The sequence below is a fragment of the Nonomuraea sp. ZG12 genome (assembly GCF_052068115.1).
In the GTDB taxonomy this organism is placed as follows: Bacteria; Actinomycetota; Actinomycetes; order Streptosporangiales; family Streptosporangiaceae; genus Nonomuraea.
On sequence record NZ_JBQHCW010000005.1, the window covers coordinates 381,607 to 407,096 of the forward strand.

Annotated in this window: 25 protein-coding genes and 1 pseudogene; 15 read left to right on the top strand and 11 right to left on the bottom strand. The window is 69.4% G+C overall.

Annotated features, from left to right (window positions below):
- Nucleotides 1-9 precede the first annotated feature (9 nt).
- From ACTMTF_RS18400 to ACTMTF_RS18435, 8 genes and pseudogenes are all read left to right on the top strand, one after another.
- Nucleotides 10-861, top strand: a complete 852-nt coding sequence (locus ACTMTF_RS18400) for a DUF1996 domain-containing protein (RefSeq protein WP_397007627.1) — start codon at nucleotides 10-12, stop codon at nucleotides 859-861.
- A gap of 129 nt (nucleotides 862-990) precedes the next feature.
- A complete protein-coding gene (locus ACTMTF_RS18405) occupies nucleotides 991-2,112 on the top strand; it encodes a class I SAM-dependent methyltransferase (protein WP_397007629.1) in 1,122 nt (373 codons plus the stop codon).
- Between the two features lie 52 nt (nucleotides 2,113-2,164).
- Nucleotides 2,165-2,770 carry a VOC family protein gene (locus ACTMTF_RS18410; protein ID WP_441111775.1) on the top strand — a complete coding sequence of 202 codons (606 nt, stop codon included), beginning with the start codon at nucleotides 2,165-2,167 and terminating at the stop codon, nucleotides 2,768-2,770.
- Between the two features lie 167 nt (nucleotides 2,771-2,937).
- The gene (locus tag ACTMTF_RS18415; RefSeq protein WP_441111776.1) at nucleotides 2,938-3,624 is read left to right on the top strand and encodes a hypothetical protein; all 687 of its coding nucleotides are present in this window, start codon (nucleotides 2,938-2,940) and stop codon (nucleotides 3,622-3,624) included.
- 202 nt (nucleotides 3,625-3,826) lie between these two features.
- Nucleotides 3,827-3,955, top strand: coding sequence for a hypothetical protein (locus ACTMTF_RS18420; protein ID WP_441111777.1), 129 nt, complete (start codon nucleotides 3,827-3,829; stop codon nucleotides 3,953-3,955).
- Nucleotides 3,931-5,106 (top strand): annotated as a pseudogene (locus tag ACTMTF_RS18425) (catalase); the annotation flags it as partial. The gene ACTMTF_RS18420 and the pseudogene ACTMTF_RS18425, both read left to right, overlap by 25 nt.
- Nucleotides 5,107-5,411: 305 nt before the next feature.
- A complete protein-coding gene (locus ACTMTF_RS18430) occupies nucleotides 5,412-5,609 on the top strand; it encodes a hypothetical protein (protein WP_441111821.1) in 198 nt (65 codons plus the stop codon).
- 136 nt (nucleotides 5,610-5,745) lie between these two features.
- Nucleotides 5,746-7,101: an FAD-binding oxidoreductase gene (locus tag ACTMTF_RS18435; protein WP_441111778.1), complete on the top strand. Its 1,356-nt coding sequence runs from the start codon at nucleotides 5,746-5,748 to the stop codon at nucleotides 7,099-7,101.
- 26 nt (nucleotides 7,102-7,127) lie between these two features.
- Here the strand turns inward: ACTMTF_RS18435 and pdxR are convergent, their stop codons facing one another.
- The 4 genes from pdxR to ACTMTF_RS18455 form a co-directional block, all read right to left on the bottom strand.
- Entirely contained in the window at nucleotides 7,128-8,618 is a 1,491-nt protein-coding gene (gene pdxR, locus ACTMTF_RS18440; RefSeq protein WP_441111779.1) for a MocR-like pyridoxine biosynthesis transcription factor PdxR, read from the bottom strand.
- A 77-nt stretch (nucleotides 8,619-8,695) separates the two neighbouring features.
- Complete coding sequence (locus tag ACTMTF_RS18445) at nucleotides 8,696-9,136, bottom strand: ATP-binding protein (RefSeq protein WP_397007639.1); 441 nt, start codon at nucleotides 9,134-9,136, stop codon at nucleotides 8,696-8,698.
- 124 nt (nucleotides 9,137-9,260) lie between these two features.
- The gene (locus ACTMTF_RS18450; protein ID WP_441111780.1) at nucleotides 9,261-10,646 is read right to left on the bottom strand and encodes a glycosyl hydrolase family 28-related protein; all 1,386 of its coding nucleotides are present in this window, start codon (nucleotides 10,644-10,646) and stop codon (nucleotides 9,261-9,263) included.
- A 132-nt stretch (nucleotides 10,647-10,778) separates the two neighbouring features.
- Nucleotides 10,779-11,909 carry a monooxygenase gene (locus ACTMTF_RS18455; protein ID WP_441111781.1) on the bottom strand — a complete coding sequence of 377 codons (1,131 nt, stop codon included), beginning with the start codon at nucleotides 11,907-11,909 and terminating at the stop codon, nucleotides 10,779-10,781.
- 225 nt (nucleotides 11,910-12,134) lie between these two features.
- Here ACTMTF_RS18455 and arfA point away from each other — a divergent pair, with 225 nt between their 5' ends.
- Complete coding sequence (gene arfA / locus ACTMTF_RS18460) at nucleotides 12,135-13,625, top strand: arabinosylfuranosidase ArfA (RefSeq protein ID WP_441111782.1); 1,491 nt, start codon at nucleotides 12,135-12,137, stop codon at nucleotides 13,623-13,625.
- On the opposite strand, the gene ACTMTF_RS18465 is transcribed toward arfA, so the two are convergent.
- Complete coding sequence (locus tag ACTMTF_RS18465; protein WP_441111783.1) at nucleotides 13,622-14,659, bottom strand: LacI family DNA-binding transcriptional regulator; 1,038 nt, start codon at nucleotides 14,657-14,659, stop codon at nucleotides 13,622-13,624. The two genes, arfA and ACTMTF_RS18465, sit on opposite strands and share 4 nt — an antisense overlap.
- Nucleotides 14,660-14,742: 83 nt before the next feature.
- Here ACTMTF_RS18465 and ACTMTF_RS18470 point away from each other — a divergent pair, with 83 nt between their 5' ends.
- The 5 genes from ACTMTF_RS18470 to ACTMTF_RS18490 all read left to right on the top strand — a co-directional run bounded on the left by ACTMTF_RS18470 (nucleotide 14,743) and on the right by ACTMTF_RS18490 (nucleotide 17,892).
- Complete coding sequence (locus tag ACTMTF_RS18470) at nucleotides 14,743-16,161, top strand: pyridoxal phosphate-dependent decarboxylase family protein (protein ID WP_441111784.1); 1,419 nt, start codon at nucleotides 14,743-14,745, stop codon at nucleotides 16,159-16,161.
- 23 nt (nucleotides 16,162-16,184) lie between these two features.
- Entirely contained in the window at nucleotides 16,185-16,664 is a 480-nt protein-coding gene (locus tag ACTMTF_RS18475) for a hypothetical protein (RefSeq protein ID WP_441111785.1), read from the top strand.
- A gap of 90 nt (nucleotides 16,665-16,754) precedes the next feature.
- Nucleotides 16,755-17,225: a hypothetical protein gene (locus ACTMTF_RS18480; RefSeq protein ID WP_441111786.1), complete on the top strand. Its 471-nt coding sequence runs from the start codon at nucleotides 16,755-16,757 to the stop codon at nucleotides 17,223-17,225.
- The gene (locus ACTMTF_RS18485) at nucleotides 17,222-17,575 is read left to right on the top strand and encodes a hypothetical protein (RefSeq protein WP_441111787.1); all 354 of its coding nucleotides are present in this window, start codon (nucleotides 17,222-17,224) and stop codon (nucleotides 17,573-17,575) included. Before ACTMTF_RS18480 ends, ACTMTF_RS18485 begins: the two co-directional genes overlap by 4 nt.
- A gap of 137 nt (nucleotides 17,576-17,712) precedes the next feature.
- Nucleotides 17,713-17,892, top strand: coding sequence for a DUF397 domain-containing protein (locus tag ACTMTF_RS18490; RefSeq protein WP_441111788.1), 180 nt, complete (start codon nucleotides 17,713-17,715; stop codon nucleotides 17,890-17,892).
- A gap of 181 nt (nucleotides 17,893-18,073) precedes the next feature.
- Here ACTMTF_RS18490 and ACTMTF_RS18495 read toward each other — a convergent pair whose 3' ends face one another.
- Nucleotides 18,074-19,018 (bottom strand): C45 family autoproteolytic acyltransferase/hydolase, encoded by a 945-nt coding sequence (locus ACTMTF_RS18495; protein ID WP_441111789.1) that lies wholly within the window; start codon nucleotides 19,016-19,018, stop codon nucleotides 18,074-18,076.
- A 224-nt stretch (nucleotides 19,019-19,242) separates the two neighbouring features.
- Here ACTMTF_RS18495 and ACTMTF_RS18500 point away from each other — a divergent pair, with 224 nt between their 5' ends.
- A complete protein-coding gene (locus ACTMTF_RS18500; protein ID WP_441111790.1) occupies nucleotides 19,243-19,431 on the top strand; it encodes a hypothetical protein in 189 nt (62 codons plus the stop codon).
- Here the strand turns inward: ACTMTF_RS18500 and ACTMTF_RS18505 are convergent.
- The 5 genes from ACTMTF_RS18505 to ACTMTF_RS18525 are packed head-to-tail and all read right to left on the bottom strand — an operon-like array spanning nucleotide 19,383 to nucleotide 25,461.
- Entirely contained in the window at nucleotides 19,383-21,761 is a 2,379-nt protein-coding gene (locus ACTMTF_RS18505) for a glycosyl hydrolase 2 galactose-binding domain-containing protein (protein WP_441111791.1), read from the bottom strand. The genes ACTMTF_RS18500 and ACTMTF_RS18505 overlap by 49 nt on opposite strands.
- Nucleotides 21,762-21,771: 10 nt before the next feature.
- A complete protein-coding gene (locus tag ACTMTF_RS18510; RefSeq protein ID WP_441111792.1) occupies nucleotides 21,772-22,647 on the bottom strand; it encodes an ATP-binding cassette domain-containing protein in 876 nt (291 codons plus the stop codon).
- Nucleotides 22,647-23,588 (bottom strand): ABC transporter ATP-binding protein, encoded by a 942-nt coding sequence (locus ACTMTF_RS18515; protein ID WP_441111793.1) that lies wholly within the window; start codon nucleotides 23,586-23,588, stop codon nucleotides 22,647-22,649. The genes ACTMTF_RS18510 and ACTMTF_RS18515 overlap by 1 nt, the downstream gene beginning before the upstream one ends.
- Complete coding sequence (locus tag ACTMTF_RS18520; protein ID WP_441111794.1) at nucleotides 23,585-24,469, bottom strand: ABC transporter permease; 885 nt, start codon at nucleotides 24,467-24,469, stop codon at nucleotides 23,585-23,587. Before ACTMTF_RS18520 ends, ACTMTF_RS18515 begins: the two co-directional genes overlap by 4 nt.
- The gene (locus ACTMTF_RS18525; protein WP_397007696.1) at nucleotides 24,466-25,461 is read right to left on the bottom strand and encodes an ABC transporter permease; all 996 of its coding nucleotides are present in this window, start codon (nucleotides 25,459-25,461) and stop codon (nucleotides 24,466-24,468) included. Before ACTMTF_RS18525 ends, ACTMTF_RS18520 begins: the two co-directional genes overlap by 4 nt.
- Nucleotides 25,462-25,490 lie beyond the last annotated feature (29 nt).

Consider the following 25,490-nt stretch of genomic DNA (forward strand, 5'->3'; position numbering starts at 1 on the left):
GGAGTCCGCATGTCCGCCTTACGACCGATCCTCATCCTGACCATGCTCGCCGCCCTGCTCGGCGGCGCGCCCCTCACGCAACAGCCCGCCTCGGCCGAGCCGGTGCGGGTGGCGGAGTTCCTCGCCGACTGCCCCTACAGTCACCGGCTGCCCGACGACCCGATCGTCTTCCCCGGCATGCCGGGCGCCTCCCACATGCACAGCTTCTTCGGCAGCCGTGTCACCAACGCCCACACGAACGTGAACGACCTGCTCAACGGCCCCACCAACTGCAACCCGGCCGTGGACAAGTCCTCCTACTGGGTGCCGACCCTCTACAACAACGGCGTCCCGGTCGAGCCGACCATCACCACGTTCTACTACCTGGGTGAGGGCGTGCGACCTGACATCACCGCCCGGATCCAGCCGTTCCCGCTCGGGCTGCGGATCGTGGCGGGCAACGCCAGGGCCACCGGGCCGGACTCGACCACCATCGCCCGCTGGTCCTGCCTGCACGCCGGGCACGTCGGCGCGTCCAAGGACTTCGTCACCTGCCCGTCCGGCACCATGCTGGAGTCGTACCTCGACTTCCCGCAGTGCTGGAACGGCCGTGACCTCGACTCGGCCGACCACAAGAGCCACATGGCCTACCCGGTCGACCAGCAGTGCCCGTCCAGTCACCCGGTCCCGGTGCCCAAGCTCCGCCAGGTGCTGCGCTATCCGGTGAGCGGCAACCCGGCGGGCTTCCGGCTGGCGTCCGGAGGCGGCTTCACCATGCACGGCGACTTCTTCAACGCCTGGCCGGTGGCGGAGCTGGAGCGCCGGGTGCGTGACTGCATCCGGCCGATCATCAAGTGCGGGGCCGACGGCCGGCCGTCGTGATTCCGGTAGGGCGGGCCGGGCGGCCTGCCCTACCCTTACCCGTTCGCGATGGTATGCAGGCGATCGCGATGGAATAGTCAGGGACTCACAGGGCAATACCTTTCGGCATTCGGCTGCTTGGGGGTTGCAATGGTCTCTGCTCGACGACTGCTCGGCCGGCTCGCGTACGGCACCCGCTACAACCGTGTGCCCTGGGGGCAACGGGTCTACGTCCGTCCGGGGGAGCGGATGGTCCGCGAGGCCCAGTGGCGATGGCGGTTGCGACGCGCCCCCATCATGTCGCTGGAGGACTACCGAGCAGACCTGCCGCTCGGGGAGATCGAGGAGTTCCTGAGCTGCATGATGTGCGGCGAGGCGAGCCAGCAGCCGCTGTTCGAGCCGACCGGCGGCGGCAAGTGGCACTACCGGGTCGTCCGCTGCCCGTCCTGCGGTTTCCTCTACCGCAACCCGAACGTGCGGCCCGAGCGGCTCGGCGACCTGTACGCCTCCGGCTACAGCAAGTTTCTGACCGGCAAGTACGCCGCGAACCGGCAGCGCCGCTACAACCTCACCATGCAGGCGTTCTCCCCCATTCTCGACCACGGGGAGGGGCGGCGGCTGCTCGACTTCGGCTGCGGCGCCGGGCTGTTCCTGGAGCTGGCCGAGCAGCGCGGCTTCGACGCCTACGGGGTGGACCTGTCACCCGACTCGGTCGCCCAGGCCAACGAGCGGCTGACCAAGGCGCGGGCCTACCACGGCGCGCCCCAGGACGTGCCGGAGATCGCGGCGGGCGGCTTCGACGTCATCACGCTCTGGTCGGTGCTGGCGCACCTGCCCAGGCCGCTGGACGACTTCAAGATGTTCCGCGAGCTGCTGGCGCCCGGCGGGGTGCTGCTCATCCTGACCGTGAACGCGCGCTCACTCCTGCTCAAGGCGTACGGGTCGGAGTGGAGCGGCTTCACCAAGAACCACCTGATGTTCTACTCCTCGGAGACGCTGCCGAGGCTGCTGCGCCGTACCGGCTTCGCGGGGGTCGGTTACGCCCCGAGCTACGGCGACACCATCGAGGCGGGCACCACCCGCCTGTCCGACTCGCTGCGGCAGCGGCTGCGGCGCACGGTCGAGGCGACCGACGGCGGCAACATGATGCGCGCGATGGCCTTCGCCGACGACGAGGCGATCATCCGCTGGGGCGACCGCCTGGAGATCGACCGCCTCCGGGAGGCCACCGTCAGCACGCCCCTGGACCTCACCGGCTCGGCGGGCCTCTGACGATCGGAACTTGTGGCTGCGCGGGAATAGTTGAAACGCTTACTGTTGCAGCATGGCTGCAACCCCTGAAACGGTGCACTGGCGGGGCGTGCACCACCTTGCCCTGGTCACTCCGGACATGGATGCCACCGTCCGGTTCTGGCACGGTGTGCTCGACGCCCGCCTGGTCACCACGCTCGCCGTCCCCGCCTTCAGGCACTACTTCTTCGAGGTGGGGACCGGCAACACCGTCGCCTTCTTCGAATACGCCGACCAGGAGCTCGACAGCTTCGCCAAGCCCGCGGGCGTGCCGTACGCCAAGGCCGCGCAGTTCGACCACCTGTCGCTGCACCTGCCGGACGAGGACGCCCTGGTACGACTCCGCGACCGGCTCAAGGAGCACGGCTGCGAGGTCACCGACGTCATCGACCACGGCTTCCTGAGGTCGATCTACTTCAGCGATCCCAACGGCATCGCCCTGGAAGCCTCCTGGTGGACCATCGACCCCACCGGCAGGCCGGTCGACCACGCCGACGAGCGCCTGTTCGCCGACCCCGACCCGGTCCCCGCCGTCCGCGAACTCCGCGAGCACGGCCGCCTGACCCACACGGTCAGCACCCGCCTGGTCGACGGCATCGTCGAGGACCTCCGCCGCGAGGGCATCACCCTGGAGCGCTGACGATCCCCGGCCGACTCCGGCGTCGGCCGGGCCGATCTCCAGGCCGATCACCGGCGGGTGCCCAACGAACGCGCACGAACTTGCGTCTTGACTTGACCAGCTGTAGTTATGGCTTCACGCTCAGTGGCGTACAAGTTCATACCCCCCGAAGACCAGGAGGCCAAGGCATGGCAACAGATGCCTTCGACGAACCGGTTCCGGCAGCAGCCATACGTGGGCAGCGAGTCCTCGACCTCCTGGACAAGGCAATCGACGTCCAGAGCGCACTGGTGCGCAAGAACATCGCCCGGGCCCGCCAGCGGAACCCAGAGGCGACACCAGCACAGGTGATACGCCATCTGGAGCGGATGTACGTCAGCGCCCTGACCGGGACGGGTGCTGCAGTTGGAGGAACCGCAGCCGCGCCCGGCGTCGGCACCGGAGTCGCACTGGCACTGTCGGCAGGCGAGGCTCTCTCATCTCTTGAGCTGAGCGCCCTCTTCGCGCTCTCGATCGCCGAAGTCCACGGAGTCCCCAGTGACGAGATCGAGCGCCGCCGCACGATCGTGATGGGAATCATGCTCGGCGGGACCGGCTCCGCCACCATCACCAGGGCCGCCGAGCGTACGGGGCAACACTGGGGACGTCAGGTTGTCGCCAAGGTGCCTGTCGAGACGTTGCGTCAGATCAACAGGATCTTGGGGAAGAACTTCGTCACGAAGTACGGGACCAAGCAGGGAATCATCGTTCTCGGTCGAGTGGCACCGTTCGGTATCGGCGCTCTGATCGGTGGTGGCGCCAACGCCGCCATGGCCACTCTGACAGTGAGGGCCGGTCGTCGCGCATTCGGCCCACCCCCGACGTCGTGGCCCTGACTCACACTCCATCGCAAGGGCGCGGAACGATCGCGCCACTTGACGATCGGCTCGTCATAGCTGAACGGCCGGCACGGCTGTCCGGTCTTCAACAGCTGATCGGATTCGCCTGAGGGCGCCGTAAAGGTCCGCGTGGCGACCTCCGGCGTGGGTATCTGCAATCGCCACACCCAGCGATGCGGCCTCACGCCAAGGAGAGCACATGGAGCAGTCTCACCCCATCAAGTCGGCGGTGGACAAGGTCGTCGGCGCGGTCACCGGTGACAGGCATCCGGCCGAGATTCCCGGGGTCCCGAACAGGCGAAGGTGGCGCAGGGCGGCGGCCATCTGACGACCTCCCAGGGGCTGCGGCTGCGCGACACCGACCACTCGCTCAAGGCGGGCCCGCTCGGCCCTGTCCTGCTGCAGGACCACCACCTGCGCGAGAAGGTCATGCACTTCGACCACGAACGCATCCCCGAGCGAGTCGTGCACGCGCGCGGCGCCGGGGCGCACGGCGTCTTCCGCGGCTACGGCACCGAACATCACCAGGGCCGCCTTCCTCGCCAAGGACGCCGAGACGCCGGTCTTCGTGCGGTTCTCCACGGTGATCGGCTCGCGCGGCTCGGCGGACACCGTACGCGACACGCGCGGCTTCGCGACCAAGTTCTACACCTCCGAGGGCGTGTTCGACCTGGTCGGCAACAACATGCCGGTGTTCTTCATCCAGGACGGGATCAAGTTCCCGGACGTCATCCACGCCGCCAAATGGCACCCGGACCGGGAGATCCCGCAGGCGCAGACCGCGCACGACACCTTCTGGGACTTCGCCGGCCTGCACACCGAGGCGACCTTCCACACACTGTGGAACATGTCCGACCGTGGCATCCCGCGCTCTTACCGGATGATGGAGGGCTTCGGCGTTCACACTTTCCGCCTGGTGGACGCGGAGGGGGCGACCACGCTGGCGAAGTTCCACTGGAAGCCCAAGCTCGGCGTGCACTCCCTGGTCTGGGAGGAGGCGCAGCTGATCGGCGGCGTGGACCCGGACTTCCACCGGCGCGACCTCGCCGACGCAATCGAGGCGGGCGCCCTGCCGCAGTTGGAGCTGGGCATCCAGGTCTTCCCCGACACGCCGGAGCAGACGTTCGAGGGCATCGACCTGCTCGACTCGACGAAGATCGTCCCTGAGGAGCTGGCCCTGGTCCAGCGGATCGGCCTGCTCACTCTCAACGCCAACCCGGCCAACTTCTTCGCCGAGACCGGCCGAACTCGCTCGACGGCGGCTGCCCCTTCACGGCGGGGGCCGCCGACGGGGCGTACGTCGAAGTTCCTCCGGAGGTGTCCGGGCGGAAGGTACGCGAGGCGCCCGCCTCATTCGCCGACCACTTCAGCCAGCCGCGGCTGTTCTGGCTGAGCATGTCGCCGGTCGAGCGCGAGCACATCATCGCGGCCTACACCTTCGAGCTGGGCAAGTGCTACGAGCAGGCCGTCAAGGAGCGCTATCTGCGGGTGCTCGCGAACATCGGCTCCGTCCTGTATACGCAGGTGGCCGAAGGGCTCGGGCTGCCCGCGCCGGCCGCGTCCGAGCCGCTGGCGGAATCGCCGCCGAGCCCGGCGCTGTCCCAGGTCGGGCAGACCTGGCCGACCGACGGCCGGATCATCGGCATCGTCGCCGACGGAGCCGACGTGGCGGCGCTCGGCGCCGTCCGCCAAGCGGTGCTCGACGGCGGCATGGTGCCGCTGATCATCGCGCCGACCGGCGGCATGCTCGGTGGGACGCGCCGGTCGACCCGCGCGTGCTGCTGATGATCGCGGAGACCTACCGTCACGGCAAGCCGGTCGGCGGCTGGGGAAAGGCCTCGCAGGCCTTCTCCGAGGCGGGTGTGCCCGCGCAGGCTCCAGCGTGCTCCTCGGAGACGACGGCCCGTCGGTCCTACGGGAAACGCTCGGGTTCCTGGCGGCGCACCGTGTCTGGGACCGCTTCCCCGCTGCCGCCTCCCTGACATGAGGTGACCGCGGGGTTGCCACCAGCGGGCGGGGTCTCGATGAGCGGATCCTCGGTCGGCCTGGAATTGGTACTCAAATAGCCTGAAATATCGGCCCTTATCGCGTATACCAATTCCTGTCAGGCTCAGTGGCATGACAACGACAGCGACCCGCTTCGACGGCCGGCTCCTCACGCCTGGCGACGTTGGCTACGACACCGCCCGTACCGTCTGGAACGCCATGGTCGACCGGCGTCCACGCATGATCGTCCGCGCGTCGGGCGTCGCCGACGTGGTCGCCGCCGTGCGGCTGGCCCGGGAACTGGACCTGGAGATCGGCGTGCGCTGCGGCGGCCACAACGTCGCCGGCTTCGCCGTGCCCGACGGTGGTCTCATGATCGACCTGACGCCCATGGGCGGCGTGCGGATCGACCAGACCCGTCGCCGGGCGCGGGTGCAGGGCGGCGCGCTGCTCGGCGCACTGGACCGGGCGTCCCAGGCGTACGGCCTGGCCACCACCGCAGGCAACGTCTCGCACACCGGCGTCGGCGGGCTCACGCTCGGCGGCGGCATGGGCTGGCTGGCCCGCCAGCACGGCCTGGCCTGCGACAACGTCGTCTCCTACACCATGGTCACCGCCGAGGGGGACGTGGTGACCGCGAGCCGCATCGAGAACCCCGACCTGTTCTGGGGCCTGCGCGGCGGTGGCGGCAACTTCGGCATCGTCACCGAGTTCGAGTTCCGGTTGCATCACACCGGCACGCGGACGCTGGTCGCCGAGTTCGACTTCCGCGCCGAGGACACCGTGCCGGTCATCGAGGGCTGGCGCGACCTGAACGCCGTCGCGCCCCGGCAGGCGACGTTCACCGCCGGTGTCGGCAGCGGTCCCGCCGGCCCGATCGCCACACTGGGGTACGTGTGGGTCGGCGACCCGGCCGAGGGCCGCCGGCTGCTCCCCGCGATGCGGGCACTCGGGCGTCCCGTCGCATCGCGCGTCACCACACCGTCGTACCTCGAACTTCAGCAACGCGACGACTCCACCGGCGGCCACACCTACCGTCGCTATTCCAAGGGGCACTACCTGCGGCGATTCCCCACCGCGGCGATCGAGGCGTTCCTGCTGCGCGGCGGCACCGACCTGAGCGCGAGCCCGTACCTGCCGAGCGTCGGCCTGCAGGCGCACGGCGGCGCGATCGCCGATGTCCCGGAAGCAGACGCGGCGTTCAGCCACCGGGGCACGATGTTCGAGTTCGGCGCCGGCTCTCGCTGGACCGACCCGGCCGAGGACGACGCCAGGATGGGTGCCGCCCGCGCGGCCGGTGCGTCGCTCGAGCCGTACGCGAGTGGGGTGTACGTCAACTCGTTGACGGCCGACGAGCTGGCCGATGGGCAGCGCGGCGTACGGCGAGCGTACTCGGCCGCGAAGCTGGCCCGGCTGACCGCGGTGAAGACCGCGTACGACCCGGCCAACGTGTTCCACCTGAACCAGAACATCCGCCCGGCACACTGATGCGCCGGTGGAGCTCCTGCGCGGGATCAGGGTCCCCGTACCTCCCGGATGGCCGTCGCCAGCAGCGCGACCCCCTCGGCGATGGCGCTCTCGCCGAGGATGGCGTAGCCGAAGATGAGGCCACCCGGTCCGGTGCCGGCGATCCGGTACGGGCCGACGCCGTGGATGCCGAGCCCATGCCGGGCGGCGGCCGTCACCACCGCCGCCTCGTCCAGGTCGGGCGGGAGCCAGGCGACCACATGCTGCCCGGCGGCGATCCCGGCCGGTTCCAGGTCGGGCAGGTGAGTGCGCAGGGCGTCCAGCAGCGCGTCGCGGCGGCGGCGGTACACCGGGCGCATCCGGCGAAGGTGCCGGTCGAACTCGCCGCGCGCGAGGAAGTCGGCGAACGTCAACTGGTCGATGACCGGAGAACCGCGGTCGGCGAGCACCTTCGCCGCGGCGACGTCGGCGACCAGGTGGGGAGGCACTACCAGCCAGCCGAGCCGCAGCCCCGGCGCGAGCGTCTTGCTGGCCGTACCGCAGTAGACGACATGATCGGGCGCCAGGCCCTGCATGGCGCCCACCGGCGACCGGTCGTAGCGGTACTCCGCGTCGTAATCGTCCTCGACCACGATCGCGCCGCGGCTCTTCGCCCAGCGGATCACCTCCGCCCTCGCCGCAGCCGGCAGCACTCCCCCGGTGGGCCACTGGTGCGACGGCGTGAGCACGACCGCATCGGCGTCGGCCCGGTGGAGCGCATCGACCTGAACGCCGTCCGGACCCACCGGGATGCCGACCACGTCCAGACCGGCGGCGCCGGCCAGCACCCGGGCGTCGTCGTTGGACGACGGGTCTTCCAGGGCGATCCGCGTGGCGCCCCGCCGGACGAGCACCTGGATCAGCAGGGAGATGCCCTGCCCATAGCCGTTGCAGATCACCACGTTGCCCGGGACGGACGAGGTGCCGCGCACCCGGTTGAGGTAGTCGCACAGGGCACTGTGCAGTTCCGGCACGCCACGCCCGTCGAGGTAGGCGAACCGGTCGTTGGGCGTGGTGGTGAGCACGGTACGAACCGAGCGCAGCCAGGCGGCCCGGGGGAACTGCGACACGTCGGTGCGCCCGTACCCGAAGTCGACCCTGAAACCGGCACTGAGACCGGCGCTGAGACCGGCGCTGAGACCGGCGCTGAGACCGGCGCTGGAGCCGGCACTGCGCGCGGCCGGCCGCGCCGTCGAAGTTGCGGCGCCCGCGCCGGTGGTGGCCGGCGGCATCGACGCGGCGACCTGGGTGTAACCGCCCGATCGGCTGGCGAGGTAGCCCTCGGCCACGAGCTGCTGGTAGGCCTCCACGACCACCCCGCGGGAAACCCCGAGGCCGGCCGCCAGGGTGCGGGTGGGTGGCAGCGACGCGCCCGCTCGCAGCCGGCCCGCCTGGATGCTCGCGCGGATGGACGTCTCGATCTGCCGGTGCAGTGACACCCCGGCGTCGCGGTTCAGCTCGATGAGCAGATCCTCGGCCGGCCCTGAATCGGTCCTCAATCGGCCCACAGGATCGGACCTTATCGGCGTGTACCGATTCCTGCCAGACTGGGCGATCCTGCCGGGGCCGGGTTCCGTCAGACCGTGCTGAAGGTGCGCGGGAGGGCGAACCAGGTGGCTTTGCCCATCCGCTCGGGGCAGGTGAGGTAACGCTGCGGGTGGTAGCCGTAGAAACCGTCGGACAGCGCCGCCACGATGTGCAGGCCCCGGCCGCGTTCGGAGTCGTCGTCGGGGATGCGTGGGGTGGGCAACGGCTGACCGCTGTCCACCACCACGCACACGATCTCCCTGAGGCCCGCGCTCAGGGCCAGCTCGTACGGCGCGTCCCCGTACAGGAGGGCGTTGGTCACCAGCTCACTGACCATCAGCACGGCGTCGGCGATGAGCTCGGTGTCCATCTCCAGCTGGGTGAGCACGGTGCGGATGGTCGTCCTGGCATGACCTACCGCCTGGGCGTCGCCGTCCAGCGGCCACGCGAAGTGCATGCGGTTCTGCGGAGCCGATCGCAGTGTGGTCATGTCGTCCCTCTCCTCAACGGGGCGGAAGGGCCCGTCTGGCGAGCACCGTCCAAACCTGTACGCACGAGGAGAGGACCCGGTTGAACCTCGGGGGTGACAATGTGGTTACGGACCGCCAGGCGACTCAGCCCTCGGCGTCGGGAGTGGCCCAGGAGTCGCGGAAGGCGTAGCGGGCCGGGGCGCTGTTGTAGCGGAGGAAATTGGGGGAGGCGGTGCCGACCGCGCTCGTGTTGTGGTAAAAACGGCAGCCTTCGTAGATCATCTTGCCGTGGGTCAGGGCCGACCCGGCGGCGTCGACGTCATGGAAGCCGGCCAGCGTGCAGTCCTGGTAGCGGACGATCGGCAGCCGGCCCGAGGTGGCGGCGTACCGGTGCAGGCCCCAGTTGACGGCGGCGTGGCTGTCGGGATCGGAGGACTGCAGCGCGGCCATGTCGGAGCACGAGGTGAAGACCACCGAGCCGTTGTTCCAGTTACAGTCGATGATCTTGTGATTCGGGCCCTTCGGCTCGAACCGCACGCCGGTGACGTACAGCCGGGTCGCGCTGATCTCGCCGTTGGCCAGCGGCATGTAGAAGTAGCGGACCGGCTTGTCCTTGCCGACCGTCGACCAGGAGCCGCCGATCACGTTGATCGAGCCACCCCGGTCGAACCGGAAGAAGTCTCCGCCGGCCACCGCGAAGTTGCAGGACAGCATGAAGTAGTTGAGGAACTGGTTCTGCATGTTGCGATCGGCGGGGCTGGAGATCCCGCAGTGCAGGAACGCGTCCTTGAACTCCGAGACGGTGTCCGTCGAGCACAGGATGAAGTGGTGCTCGCTGTTGTTGTTGGCCTTGTGGTCGCCGTCGAGCCCGATGACCCGGTCCCACTTGCCCTTCCACTCGATGTTCTCGTAGACGAAGTACTGGTTCTGCCCGTGGCCGTAGTCGGGATACTGCGAGTTCTCGTCGCGCGCGTTGACCGACCAGTAGTAGGCGAAGCGGTTGTTCAGGTTGTCGGACTTGAACGCCATGTCCTGGAAGTAGGTGTAGCGCAGCCGGGTCGCGGCGGTGATCAGGTTGTTCTCGCGCGGGTCGTCGGTGGCGGCGAAGTCGGTGTCGAAGGTGATGGTGGTCACCCGCGCGCCGCTGCCCCGGTAGCGCAGCCCGAAGACCTGGTCGGCGTTCCCGGTGGTGGGCGACCACATCAGGGTGTCCTTCTTCGTCACCCGGTAGGTGCCCGGCGGGAAGAAGATCTCCTTCTGGACCACGCCGCCGTTCCGGCCGGAGATCGCCGCGGTGACCGCCGCCCTGATCGCGTCGGAGTCGTCGGTCGTGCCGTCCCCCTTGGCGCCGTGGTCCTTGACGTCGACCCGGTAGACGGACGGGTCGACGGCGGTCGCGGCGGCGGCCGCGGCCGTGGCGGGATGCGCACCCCATGCCGCCAACGCGCCCACGCCCGTGGCGGCCAGGCCACCGGCCAGCGCCCGGCGGCTGAACGTGCTCGGCTGCTCATCCCTGTCGTTTCCGGACATGCTGAACACAGCTCCTCGCGTCGATGGACGCCCGATGGGGCATGATCACCGCCACCGTAGAGTCCCGCGCTCCGCCGGACAATCGAAATGAGCTAATTTTTCAGGCCCTGTCGGTAATTACCACCGCGGCCGCTAGGTCTGGGAGACGATGACGATCCCCAGGCACATCTCGTCGCTGGTGCCCTCGCCCCACACCACGTAGCGGGGCTCCAGCTTGCTCAGCTCCGGCAGCATCGAGCGCAGCTTGGCGTCGTGGGTGCAGGTCACCCGGACCACGTCGCCCTTGTCGGCGGTCACCGGCTCGGGCAGCGGGCGCAGCGCCTGGTCGTCGAAGTTGTACTTCGGCACGTCGAGCAGCGTCCGCGCCTTGTCGGTGCCGGGGTTGAGCTCGACCTTGATGGACCGGCCGAGCAGGTGCATGTGACCGGCCAGGGCGTGCACCTTCACGGGGCCCTCGATGGGGAAGTCGCAGTGCTGGGTCGGCCCCGGCTCGGGTTTGCCGCACGCCGCCGCGAGCGCTCCCGGCTGGGCCTCGGAGCCCTGACCGAACCGGCGGCCGACATCCTTGACGGCGGCCTCCCGATCGCACAGCGGGCCGGACTCCTCCTGGGTGCAGGGCAGCTCCACCGGGGCCGGGAACAGCGCGGTGTTCAGCTCCTTGACCTTCTTGCCGGTGACCCGCAGGCGGATCCCCGACCGGTCGGAGCCGGACTTCCCCTCCACGTTGAGCGTGTTGTAGTGCACCTGCATGACCAGCTTGCTCCCCGGCGGCATCGGGTAGCCGTAGGCCGAATCGAGCAGGACCTCATTGGTGCCGGGCGCCCAGTGCGCCACCCACGCGGCCTCCTCGATCCCGGCGTCACCGAAGCAGGTCCACCCCTGGCCGGGCGTGCTCTGGTCCCGCCGGTTCGCCTCGGCCGCCTGCTCCGGACTCAGCCTGAAGAAGATCGCATGGTGCACGATCTCGGCGTTCTGCGGCTGGAACTGGGCCCCCGTCAGGAACGCCTGCTCGGTCAGCCCCGGGTCGATGACGAAGCACCGGTAGTCATCGGTCCCGCCCCCCGGCGCCGACGGCGTGTAAGGCTCCGCCATCGTCAGCGACATGAAACGCTCCCCATCACGCAACGGGGAGGCCACCGGGGTGGTCCGCTGCTTGGCATGCCCGGTGTGCCCGGTGGCGGTGGTCTCCGGCGGCGTGGTTCCACACGCGGCGAGCAGAACGGCCGCAGCCAGGGCGAGGGCAGCCCGGGTGAGTGAGTTCATCACTCAACTGTGACCCGCGATACGGCCGGAGGCATCCTTCCCAAGGACGTTTTCCGTAGTCCTCTGGAAGGACGTATCAACCCTCCAGGAGTTCGCTCCAGCGACGCCCACGGCGCCGAGGCCACCGCCGAGCAGGTGTTGGCAAGCGCTTACCACCCCCTTGACCCACCCTCCTGATAGCGCTAACAATCGGGACACCCGTATGCGCAGCAAGGAGCCGCCACCGTGCACCAGGCACATCTCACGATCGATCCCGCGTTCCGGGTCGCCCCGGTCCGCCGCCGCACCTTCGGTGGCTTCGTCGAGCACCTGGGCCGATGCGTCTACACGGGCATCTACGAGCCCGGCCACCCCGCCGCCGCCGACGACGGCTTCCGGCGCGACGTCCTCGACCTCACCCGCGAGCTGGGCGTCTCCACCATCCGCTACCCGGGTGGCAACTTCGTCTCCGGCTACCGCTGGGAGGACGGCATCGGGCCCAAGGAGAACCGCCCCCGCCGGCTCGACCTGGCCTGGCACAGCACCGAGACGAACGAGGTCGGCGTCGACGAGTTCATGCTCTGGTGCCGCAAGGCCGGAGTGGAGCCGATGATGGCCGTCAACCTCGGCACCCGGGGCATCCCCGAGGCCCTCGACCTGCTCGAATACTGCAATCACCCGTCCGGCACCGCGCTGTCGGACCTGCGCGCGGCCCATGGCGCCAAGGAGCCGCACGACATCCGGATGTGGTGCCTGGGCAACGAGATGGACGGCCCCTGGCAGACCGGGCACAAGACCGCCCGCGAGTACGGCCGGCTCGCCGCCGAGACGGCCCGCGCCATGCGCATGGTCGACCCTGGCCTGGAGCTCGTCGCCTGCGGCAGCTCTGGCTCCGGGATGCCGACCTTCGGCGCCTGGGAGGCGACCGTGCTGGAGGAGACGTACGACGTCGTCGACTACATCTCCTGCCACGCCTACTACGAGGAGAAGGACGGCGACCTCGGCAGCTTCCTGGCCTGCTCCACCAACATGGACTACTTCATCCGCTCGGTCGTCGCCACCGCCGACCATGTCGGCGCCAAGCTGAAGTCGCGCAAGCGGATCGACATCTCCTTCGACGAGTGGAACATCTGGTATCAGTCGCGCTTCCAGGCAGCCGAGCCGGGAACCGACTGGCCGATCGCCCCGCCCCTGCTGGAGGACCACTATCACCTGGCCGACGCGGTGGCCTTCGGCGGCCTGCTGATCAGCCTGCTGCGCAACAGCGACCGGGTGACGTCCGCCTCGCTCGCCCAGCTCGTCAACGTCATCGCCCCGATCATGACCGAGCCGGGCGGCCGGGCCTGGCGGCAGACCATCTTCCACCCGTTCGCCCAGGCCTCCCGGTACGCGGCCGGCGACGTGCTGCGCGTCGAGCCGGTCTCGCCGCTGTACGACACGGCCGAGTTCGGTGAGGTGCCGCTGCTGGACGCCGTCGCCACCCGGTCCGACGAGGGCGTGACGATCTTCGCGGTGAACCGTTCGACGGACACGCCGCTCTCTCTGGAGATCGACGCCCGCGCCCTCGGCGGCGCGCGCATCGTGTCGGCCACCACGCTCACCGACCCGGACGTGCACGCCCGCAACACCGCCGACGACCCCGACCGGATCGCCCCCCGCGCCAACGACGACATCGAGCACGACCCGATGCGGGTACGCCTGCCCCCGGTCTCCTGGAACGTGATCCGGCTCGCCTAACGGCCGACGCAGGGGCCGGTGCTCTCCCGTACCACGAGCTCCGGCTCCACCAGCCGCCGGGTGGTGTCCTGCGCCGTGCCGGCCATCCGCTCCAGCAGCAGGTGGAAGGCGTGCCTGCCGACCTCGCCGAACTCCTGCCGCACCGTGGTCAGCGGCGGCCAGAAGTAGGCCGCCTCCGGCACGTCGTCGAAGCCGACGACGCTCACGTCCTCCGGCACCCGCCGGCCGGCCTCGCGCAACGCCCGCAGCATGCCGAGCGCCATCTGGTCGTTGCCCACGAACACCGCCGTCACCGACGGGTCGGCCGCCAGCCGCCGGCCCAGCTCGTAGCCGGAGCGCGGGCTCCAGTCGCCGCGCAGCGGCTCGGGCACCGGCCGGCCCTCCGCCTCCAGGACTCCGCGCCAGCCGTCTATCCGGTAGTTGGCGTCCAGCCAGTCGACCGGCCCGCCCAGATGCCAGACCGTCTCGTGGCCGAGGCTGAGCAGGTGTTTGGTCGCGCGGGCCGCGCCGGCCCGCTGATCGACGGTCACCACCGGAACCGGGATGTCCTCCCCCGCGTCCACCGCGACCACGGGCAGATCGGGCGGCAGATGGCGCAGCCCGTCGGCCGCCGACTCGTGCGGCGCGAGGATGACCACCCCGTCGACCGACTGGGCGCGCAGCCGGTGCACGGCCTCCTGGATGGACCGGCGGCTGAGGATGCCCAGGCTGGCGATGCTCACGCTGTAGCCGCTGAGCCTGGCCGCCTGCTCGATGCAGTAGAGGGTGGAGGCGGGACCGTACAAAGTGGTGTCGATACTGACCACGCCGAGCACGCCGGAGCGGCCCGTGACGAGCTGGCGGGCGGCCGAGTTGGGCCAGTAGTCCAGCTCGCGGACGGCGGCGAGGACGCGGGCGCGCGTCTCCGCGCGCACCCTGTCGGGTGCGTTGAGCACCCGGGAGACCGTCATCGCCGAGACCCCGGCGAGCGCGGCGACGTCGCCGAGCACCGCGGGCCTGCTGCGCGGGTTGCTCTCATCCGACCTCGTGGTCATGCGTCAACGCTAACAGCCGATTGACCGCGCGACTTCCGGCAGATTACGTTCTCGTGAGCATGCGGGCGGCCGAAGGAGAACACGTGAACCTGCCCGAAACCGGGAGAACGGCCGATGACCTGCTGGCCGAGCTGGCCAGGCTCAAGGAGCACGACCTGCCCGTGCGCGGCGGGCAGGTGACCTCCTACGTGTACGACACCGGGCGGCCCGGGGTGCACGAGGCGGCGGCCCGCGCCTACTTCGAGATGCTGGAGGTCAACAGCCTCGACCCGACCGCCTTCCCGAGCGTGGTGGAGATGGAGAAGCAGGTCGTCGGCGCGGTCGCGGACCTGCTCGGCGGCGGCCACGGCATCTTCACCAGCGGCGGCACCGAGTCGATCATGCTGGCGGTGAAGGCCGCCCGCGACGAGGCGGGCCGCGACCGGCCCAACCTGGTGCTGCCCGTCACCGCCCACCCCGCCTTCCACAAGGCGGCCCACTACCTGGGCGTCGAGGTCAGGCAGGTGCCGGTGGACCTGGCGACGTACCAGGTCTCGCCGCAGGCCGTGGCGGAGGTCATCGACGGTGACACGGTGCTGGTCGTCGTGTCCGCGCCGTCCTACCCGCAGGGCGCGATCGACCCGGTCGAGGAGGTCGCCGCCGTGGCCGCGGCGGCGGGCGTGCGCTGCCATGTGGACGCGTGCGTGGGCGGCTGGCTGCTGCCGTGGCTGCGGGAGGCGGGCGCGAAGGTGCCGCCGTTCGACCTGTCGGTGCCAGGTGTCACCTCGCTCTCCTGCGACCTGCACAAGTTCGGGTACGCGCCCAAGGGGGCCTCGGTGGTGCTGTTCACCGATCCGGCGACGCGGCGCAGGGCCTACTTCGCCTCGGCCGCCTGGCCCGGTTACACGATCATCAACGCCACCGTGCAGAGCTCCAGGTCGGCCGGATCGCTGGGCGGCGCCTGGGCCACCCTGCAGTCCCTCGGCAGGCAGGGTTACGTGGAGCTGGGCCGGGCCACGCTGGAGGCGGCGACCAGGCTGCGCAAGGGCATCGCCGCGATCGACGGCCTGCGCGTGCTGGGCGAGCCGGAGTCCACCCTGATCGCCTTCGCCGGGGAGGGGGTGGACGTGTTCGTGCTGGCCGACGAGGCTCGGGCGCGCGGCTGGTTCCTGCAGCCGCAGCTCTCGTACGCGGGCATCCCGGCCAACCTGCACATCACCGTGACCGGGGTGACGCTCGCCGGGGTGGAGGCGATGCTGGAGGTGATCGCCGAGTCGGCGGCGGCCGCCCGGCGGCGCGGCCCGGCGGAGCTGCCCGACGGCCTGGTCGAGCTGATCACCGGCCTGGATTTGGACGCCCTGGACGACGCCACCTTCGCGGAGCTGGCCGCGTCCGTCGGCGTGGACCTGCGCCCCGGCGCGGGACAGCCCGCGATGGCGGTGGTCAACACCGTCCTGGACGCCCTGCCCGCACCGGTGCGGGAGGCGGTGCTGGTGCGCTTCCTGTCGGTGATCTACAGCTGATCGAATACCGCTATGGTCAGCCTGTGAGAGAAAAGCCCGGGTTATCCCATGCCGCCTGGGCAGCGGCGGTCGCCGTCGCGGCCGTCCCCACCTGGCAGGAATGGCAGCCACGGCCGGAGCCGACGGGGCTGTTCTTCTCCTATGGCCCTTGCTATTTCTCGCCGCCGACCAGCAGGGAGGCGCTGGTCTCGGCGGCACACGACCTGCTCGGCGACGCCGCGGAGTTCGCGCTGCTCCGGGCGGTCCCCGTGATGCTCGTCGTGCTCGGTCTCCTCTGGTGGCTGCGGCAGGAAGATCCGGCGGCGGGGCAGCGGGTGGCGTGGGGGCTGACGCTGATCGCGGCGGCCGGGTTCTGCGTCGCCGAGTACCGGATGGAGCCCTGCGACGTCCTGTCGCCCCTCGGCCTGGACTGGATGGGGAACCAGGGTTACTACCTCGTGGCGGCCCTGCTGGTGCTCGCGGGCAGCAGCAGGGGCCGGGCGCTCAGCCGCGCGACTCGTTGACGCAGCGCAGCACCGGATAGGTGGTCAGCGCCTCCGGGGATCTGGATGCAGGCGCTCGGTTCAGAACGTGTTCTGATATAGACTCAGCGCGTGAGCACATGCCATGCCGACGCCGTGACCTTCTCAGAACTGTCAAGAAATCCCCGATCGGTCGCCGAACGCGCGGCGCGCCTCGGACGCGTTCGCGTCACACATCGCGATGCTCCCGACTTCTACCTGACAGCAGCAGACCGTGAAGAGGAGCGCGAACAGACACTGGCCACCGCGTCCCGGCTGTTCCTTGCCCTGATCAAACATGACCCCACAGCGCGGGCGCTGGTCATCGCCATGCCGGAGGTCTTTCCCTGGGTTCGCCATCTGTCCTCGGACGAACTGCGCGCCTTCACGCTGGAACTGGTCGAAGCGCTCTCCGACGCGGCCGAACTCGACGTCGACGCCACAACCCGAGAGGTCGTCGCGGGCTGGCGAGCCACCGCCAGAATCAAGGCCGACCCTGCACATCACGCCGAGGCCCGCAAGCCCACCAGCGGCGACTTCGGCCCGGTACAGATTTTCACATGAGTCCGAAACGGGGCGATCGCGTTACGGTACCGCCACCGGATGACGAGTGGGATCTCCGGTTCGGCACCGGCGATGCGGTCAAAGGCTGGGAAGAACTGTGCCGCCACGCCTTGGCCAATACGCGCCGATGCTTCGAGATGCTGCGAGCCGATCCCCGATCACGCGCAAGTCACGACCGTCAGCATCGCCTGCGCGGTGATCTCGCGACCCATCGTCACAACGGCAAGGACTTGGAGCAGTGGGAGTTCGAGGTGACCAGCGGCGGGCGTGTGCGGTACGCCATCGATGACGCCGCTCGTACTGTCTGGGTGATATACGCATCGCCTCGACACCCCAAGGACACCGAATAGGCACGGCCGAAACCTGGCGCACCATAAGTTCTTGGCGACGCGAGCGGCCCCATAGCCGGCGCGGGTCGCGTTCCGGGCACTGCGGAATCGCTTCACCCTTCGATAGAGCTATTCGGCCTCGCCGAATCGCCGAAGCGATGCGTAAAAGCAGCCTGAGCGGAAGCGGGAACGACTGCGTCGAAGTGGCTGACAACCTTCCCGGCATCGTGGCCGTACGCGACAGCAAGGACCCTGACGGGCCGGCGTTGGTCTTCAATCCGAGCGAGTGGAGAGCATTCGTTTCCGGAGTCAAGGGCGGCGAGTTCGACCTGGCTTGACCACCCGGTTCACCGCGGTCTCTTACGGCTCGCCGATCCGATCGGCGAGCCGTCTGCTTAAAGAAGGATCACGACCCGATGCCGGTCCACCGTGCGGCCGAGGGAGGGCCTGTCGGCGGCGGGTTGAATCACGTTCTTGCAAGATCTTCGTGCAGGGGTGAGCAGGAGTCCGGAAAGCCTCTCAGCCGGCCCGACCCAAGGTCACGGTGCGGGATCCGAGTGTGAAGTCGCCGAAGGACTGTTGCCAGGACTCACCGGGCCAGTAGTACGTCACAAGGCCCTCGGCGGGCCGGTAGTGGGCGGTGTAGAGCGTTACCGTCCCCTGCTCGTCGAAGGGTCGATACAGCGGCGGCTTGAGCATCGCCGCCACGTCCACGCCCGCGGCGCGGATGGCTTGCAGCCGCTCCTGCGTCCGCATGGCCCGCTCCTGTTCGTCGGTCACCGGCAGATGCTGGTGATTGGCGGCGCAGGCGTCCGGTGCCACCGTCGGCGGCATATCCGGTCCCACGAACACCGTCATCGCCTTCTTGGGATCGACAAGGGTGAGGTTCTGGGGGACGGCGACCGGCAGGGACCGCAGCCTGTCGACCGCCTCATCGACGGTGTCGCACGTCTCCAGCAGGTAGCGCACGAGGATGAGAATGGCGAAGCCGCGTCCGTAGACGGAACGTCCGCCCCAGGTGAGCGAAACCGCGAGACCGGCGTCGTTCATCCCGTCCTGCAAGCCCCACAACATGTCCTGCATCCCGATCACGGGGCGCAGGAAGCAGGAGGAGATGATGGTCCCTTCACACTGATCGGGCCGTAGGTCATAGTTGCGCAGCAGAGTGCCGTTCTGGCCGATCTGGGTGCAGGCCTGGGAGAACGGTCGCAGTGCCGCGTGGGTGAGGAAGACTTCCGCCTCGGGCCGGTCGAGTTGGCCGACCAGGCGGTCCAGAACCGGGACCAGCTCCGGCATGTGCGCACGGAACAGCACCCGAACACGATCCGCGCCCTCCGGAGTCCGGCCTTCCTCGGTCAGCAGGCCCTCCATCTCCTGCCACAGGGCCCGGGCGTAGGCGGCCCACCGCCCGTCGCCGCCGTCGCCGACCTCGATCGCCTGGAAGGTCTTGTGCTGTTGCCGCACGCCCGCCACTCCCCTGTGAGAATCGGACAAGGCGAGGACAACCTAGCTAATTGGGCAAGTATTCACCAGGTGGCCGCCATCGGCGACGAGCTAGGCGCCGGTGATCGCGTGCCAGCGTTCCCGGGCGTCACCCGCCTCGACACAGACCCCGAGAGCGGTGAAATCAGGCTGTGTTCACGGAAGAGTCCCTGGGCGCCCACGCGTGGTTCGCGTTCCTGGGTCCCATGCTGACCGTGCTGGACCAAGGCTCGGTCCTGCTCGTGGACGAAAAGGAAGAGAACCTCGAACGGGGGTACCTGCGTGGCCGCTACGGCGGGGTGCCGCGAGTGACCGCAAGAGAGATCGTCCGCGAAATCGTGCTCGGTCACGATGCGCGTTCGCGTGCCTCGTTGACGCAGCGCAGCACCGGATAGGTGGTAAGCGCCTCCAGGTCGAGGGGTTCGTCCGTGGTGACGTGGAAGGTCGCCTCCTCGCCCGGCAGCAGGGTGACCAGCATGGCGTCCACCGAGGCCGCCGGGTCCAGGCGGTCCGGGAAGAGGGCCAGCTCGCGCAGCAGGGTGCGGGCCGTCACGGTGACGCGGTAGCCGCCCTCGGCCGGCTCGGCGCGGGCGTCGTAGTCGGCGGGGGCGAAGGCCACGGCGGTGTCCTCGGCGAAGAACGACACCACGCGCGTGTCCCCGAGCCGGACGGTCAGCAGCTCGGCGGCCGGGTCGTCGGGGTCGCCGACGGCTGCGGGCAGCGCCACCCTGGCCACCGAGCGGGGGGCCGCCTCGACCGGGACGGCCTCCTTGGCCAGCGGTCGGCCGCTGAGGCTCTGCCGCGTCAGCACCAACTCGCCCAGCCACGGCTCGTCGCCGTCGTTGACCACGGCCACCTCCCCGTCCTGTAGGGTCACCAGCCGGTCGGCGTAGGCGCGGCGGAGCGCGTACCAGAGCGGTTTGCGTCTGCCGTCGCCGTCGACGGCGGCCCAGGAGGTGACCGGCCAGCAGTCGTTGAGCTGCCAGACGATGGTCCCCATGCAGTACGGCGCGAGCGAGCGGAACCGCGCCACGCCGAAGGCCATCGCTCTGGCCTGGTTGAGCTGGGTCAGGTAGTGCCAGTCGTCGAACGAGTCCGGCTGCGGCAGGTGGTCGCCGAGGCCGCGCAGCAGCTTGGCGTTGCCGTCGTCGGCCTTCTGGTGGTGCAGCACGAGCGGCGCGTCGGCGGCCAGCTCGCCGCTGATGGCGCGGCGCATCGTGGCGTAGGCGGGCGGCCCCTGAAAGCCGAACTCGGCGACGAAGCGGGGCGTGTAGGCGGCGTAACGGCTGTAGTCCTCGCGGTTCCACACGTCCCAGATGTGGATCGTGCCGCTGGCCGGGTCCTGCGGCGGCTGCCCGGGGGTGGCCGAGAAGGGGCTGCCGGGGATGTACGGGCGCGTCGGGTCGAGCTCGGCCACGATCGACGGGAGCAGGTCGTGGTAGAAGCCGCCGCCCCAGCTCCGGCCTTCGAGACGCTCCTGCCACTGCCAGTCGGCGTAACCTTCGAGGTTCTCGTTGTTGCCGCACCACAGCATCAGGCTCGGGTGCGGGGCGAGCCGGACCACGTTCTCGCGGGCCTCGGCCACCACCTCGGAGCGGATCGGCTCCTCCTCCGGGTAGCTCGCGCACGCGAACGGGAAGTCCTGCCAGACCATCAGGCCGAGCTCGCCGGCCAGGTCGTAGAAGTCCTCGCTCTCGTACAGGCCGCCGCCCCAGACCCGCAGCAGGTTGACGTCCGCGCCGGTGGCCTGGGCGAACCGCTCGGCGAGCCGCTCGCGGGTGACCCTGGTGGGGAAGCAGTCGTCGGGGATCCAGTTGACGCCGCGCACGAACACCGGCACGCCGTTGACGACCAGCTTGAACGCCTCACGCTCGACCTCCACCGAACGGAAGCCGATCTTCCTGGTCCACGCCGAGTCGCCGAGCCGCACGGCCAGCTCGTAGCGGTGCGGCTCGCCGTACCCGCGAGGCCACCACAGCGCCGGGCCGGGGACGGAGAGGGACACGACCGCCTCGCGCTGCCCGGTGGCGAGCCGCACCTCGGCGGCGACGCCCGCCACCTCGGCGCGCAGCGTGAGCGGCTCCTCGGTGGCGCGCTCGACCTTGACGTGCACGTCGACGGTGCCCACGCCGTCGCCGACCCGGACCAGCGGGCGCACCTCGGCCAGCCGGGCGCCGCTCCAGCTCTCCAGGCCGATGGGCCGCCAGATCCCGGCGGTGACCAGGGCGGGCCCCCAGTCCCAGCCGAAGTTGCCGGCCATCTTGCGGATGAACGGGTACGGCGCCGCGTACGCGCCGGGCCGCTCACCCAGCGCCGCGCGCTGCTCCTCCGCGTAGCCGACGGCGGAGTCGAAGGTCACGGTGAGCGTGTTGACGCCCTCGCGCAGCAGGTGCCGCACCGGGAACCGGTAGGAGCGGTGCTGGTTGGCGGTGCGCGCCACCCGCACGCCGTTCAGGATGACCGTGGCCACCGTGTCCAGCCCCTCGCACACCAGGTCCGTGCGCTCGTGCTCGTCGCCGGACCAGGTGAAGGAGGTGGTGTACGACCAGCCGGCGCGGCCGATCCAGGCCAGCCGGTTCTCGTTGTCGTCCAGGTAGGGATCCTCGATCAAGCCCGCTGCCAGCAGGTCGGTGTGCACACAGCCGGGCACTGTGGCGGGCACCTCGATGTCCTGCGAGACAGCTGACAGGATCCAGCCGTCGTGCAACGGTCGGTACGAGCTCAAGTAGGTCTCCTTAGCAATCGCTGAGCTGGGCGCAGGCTACGAAGTGTCCCGGATCGGCCTCCAGCAGCCCGCCGGTGGCCCCGCGCTCGTGGTACAGGCAGGTGGCCGGCGGCTCCAGGTCGTCCCACGGGGCGTGGAGACGGGGGACGGCCGACAGCAGCTGCCTGGTGTAAGGATGCAGGGGGTCGTCGAAGACCTTCGAGGTCAGGCCCATCTCGACGATCGTGCCGCGCCGCAGCACGACCGTGCGTTCGGCCAGGTAGTGGCCGAGCGACAGGTCGTGGGTGACGTACAGCACGCCGAGGCCGCGCGCCTTGAGCTCGGCCAGCAGGTTGAGCACGTCGATGCGGGTGGAGGCGTCGAGCATGCTGGTGATCTCGTCGGCGATCAACAGCTTGAGGTCCAGCAGCAGCGCCCTGGCGATGAGCAGCCGCTGCAGCTGGCCGCCGCTGAGCTGGTGCGGGAACTTGCCGAGCACCTCGTCCGGGTTGAGCCGTACGTCCTGGATGGCCGAACGGACCCGCTCGGTCCACTCGGCGTCCGGCACCGACGGGTAGTAGCTCTCCTTGATCAGCTGGAAGACGCGGTCGGCCTTGAAGACCGGGTTGTAGCAGCTGAACGGGTCCTGGAAGACGCCCTGGACCGACCGGTAGTAGTCTTTGCCCGGCTGGATCGGCACGCCGTCCACGGTGATCGAGCCGCTGGTGATCGGGGTCAGGCCGAGGATCATCTTGCCGATCGTGCTCTTCCCGCTGCCGCTCTCCCCGATGAGGGAGACGACCTCGCCGGGCCGCACGTCGAAGCTCACCGTGTCCACGGCCGTCATGGTCCGGCCGCCGAAGGTCCCGACCTTGTAGACCTTCGTGACGTTGTCGACTTTCAGCATCAGGCCTTCCAGCATGCGACGAAGTGGTCGGGCTCGATCTCGGCCACGGGCGGCTCCTCGGCGCACTCCTCGCCCGCGAGCGGGCATCGGGCCCGGAAGCGGCAGCCCTGCGGCGGGTTCAGCAGGGACGGCGGGCTGCCGGGGATGCCGGCCAGCTTGCGCTGGTCGTACCGGACGCCGATCTCCGGCAGCGAGTTGATCAGAAGCTGGGTGTACGGATGCCGTGGCGCCTTGACGACCTTGTCCGCGGGCGCCTTCTCGGCCAGCTTGCCCGCGTACATGATCATGATTGTGTCGGCGAGGTTGGAGGTGAGCGCCAGGTCGTGGGTGATGAAGATCATGCTCTTGACGAAGCCGTTGTCGCGGAAGCCGAGCATCGCCTTGACGACCGCCTTCTGCGTGGACACGTCCAGCGCCGAGGTGATCTCGTCGGCGATGAGCAGCGACGGGTCGAGCAGGGTGGAGATGACCATGACCATGCGCTGCTTCATGCCGCCGGACAGCTCGATGGGGTAGCGGCTCAGCACCTCGCGTTCCAGGCCGACCAGGTCGAGGCGGTGGTGCAGCTCCTCGGTGTCGAGCGTGACGCCGCGCGACCTGAGCAGCTCGGCGATCATCTTGCCGATCCTGCGGGTCGGGTTCATCGCGCTCATCGAGTACTGCGGGATGAGCGAGACCTCGTGGAAGCGGAACGCGTTCATCGCCCGGTCGTCGCCGACGGGCAGGTCGCGGCCGTCCAGCTCGACCGTCCCGCCGGCGTGCCGCATCCGGCCGTCCATCCGGATGAGGCTCTTGCCCAGGGTGGTCTTGCCGCAGCCCGACTCGCCCGCGAGGCCGAGGATCTCCCCGTCCGCCATGGTGAAGGACACCCCGTCCAGCGCCTTCACCTCACCTTTGAGGGTGCGGTAGTGCACCCTCAGATCGCTGACCCGCAGGCTCATGTTTCCCTCAATTTCGGGTTGAAGACCTCGTCAAGGCCGACGTTGGCGACGTACAGGGCGCCCACGACGGCGGTGATGCCGGCCCCCGGCGGGACGAACCACCACCACAGGCCGAGTTGGAGCGCGCTCCACTGGGTGGAGTTCTGCAGCATCAGGCCGAGCGAGACGCCTTCGGTGGGACCGAGCCCGATGAAGTCCAGCGAGGAGGCGATCAGGATCGAACCGCCGAACAGCAGGATGAAGGTCATGAACAGGTAGGAGCTCATGTTCGGCGCGATCTCCCGCATGATGATCTTGCGGGTGTTCATGCCGCTGAGCCTGGCCAGGTCCACGAACTCCCGGCTGCGCAGCGAGAACGTCTGCGCCCTGATCGACCGCGCGGCCCACGGCCAGGAGGTCAGCCCGATGAACAGCGCCTGCACGCCGACACTGCGGATGCCCAGGTAGGCGTTGATGATGAGCAGCACGGCCAACGTCGGGATGACCAGCACCACGTTGGTGAGCATGTTGAGGATCTCGTCCACCCAGCCGCCCCGGTAACCGGCGACGAAGCCGATCACCATCGCGATGACGGCCGCGATGCCGCCGCCCAGCGCCCCGGCCAGGAACGTGGTCCGCAGGCCGTACACGAACTGGGCGAAGACGTCCTGGCCGAACGTGGTGGTGCCGAACCAGTGCTCCGACGAGGGCGGCAGCATCGCCGCCGCGACGTACTCGTTGGGGTCCTCGATGCTCATGAAGATCGGCCCGAACACGCCCACGAGCAGCAGGAACAGGACGATCCCGAAGCCGATCATCAGCTTGGTGTTGCGCACCGCGAAGTACAGCGCCTCCCGCCGCACCACGCGCTCCTGCGTGGGCAGGGTGGTCGTCGTGGTCATGCCTGAGCACCCGCCATTCCGGTACGCGTACGGGGATCGATCAGCACGTAGACGATGTCGATGATGAAGTTCGCCACCAGCACCCCGATCACGATGAACATGAAGGTGCCCTGCAGCAGGAAGAAGTCCTGGTTCTGGATGGCCTTGAGTATCAGGCTGCCGAGCCCCGGATAGGAGAAGACGATCTCGGTGACCAGCGCCCCGGCCACCAGCACGCCGAGCTGCAGCGCCAGGCCGGTGATCTGGGGCAGGATCGCGTTGCGGTAGGCGTAGCGGCGGATCAGCCGCGACGGCGCGCCGAGCGCGGACAGATAGTTGGAGTAGTCCGACTCCAGCTCATAGATGATCATGTTGCGCATGCCGATCGCCCACCCGCCGAGCGCCACCAGGAACAGCGACAGGAACGGCAGGACCCAGTGGTGCAGCAGGTCGAGGACGAAGGCCCAGGTCCAGCTCGGCTGCAGGGAGAAGCTGTAGCCGCCGGCCACCGGGAACCACCCGGCCACCACGCCCAGCCCCCAGGCCAGGAGCACCGCCAGCCACATGTACGGCGTCGCCGTCAGGATGTAGCCGACCGGCAGGACCGTGTTGTCGAGCAGCTTGCGCCGCGCCGCGAAGGCGCCGAACCGGTTGCCGACCCAGTAGCTGAGCAGCACCGACGGGATCATCAACGCCAGTGTGTACGGCACCGCCGCCAGGATGACGTCGGCCACCGGGGTCGGGAACACCCAGATGCTGATGCCGAAGTCCCCCTGGAACATCGCGCCCCAGAAGTTCAGGTACTGCTGCCAGACAGGCTGGTCGAAGCCGAACAGGTTGGTGTAGTAGGTCCGCATCGCCTCGACCGCCGCGGGCTGCGTCACGCGGGCCCTGGCCAGCATGCTCGCCACCGGGTCGCCGGGCATGAAGCGCGGGATCATCCAGTTGACCGTGACGGCGACCACGAAGGTCAGACCGTAGATGAGCAGTTTCCTGCCGAAGTATTGGCGCACGTGAGGTCTCCCCAAAGGGGCCCCCTCCG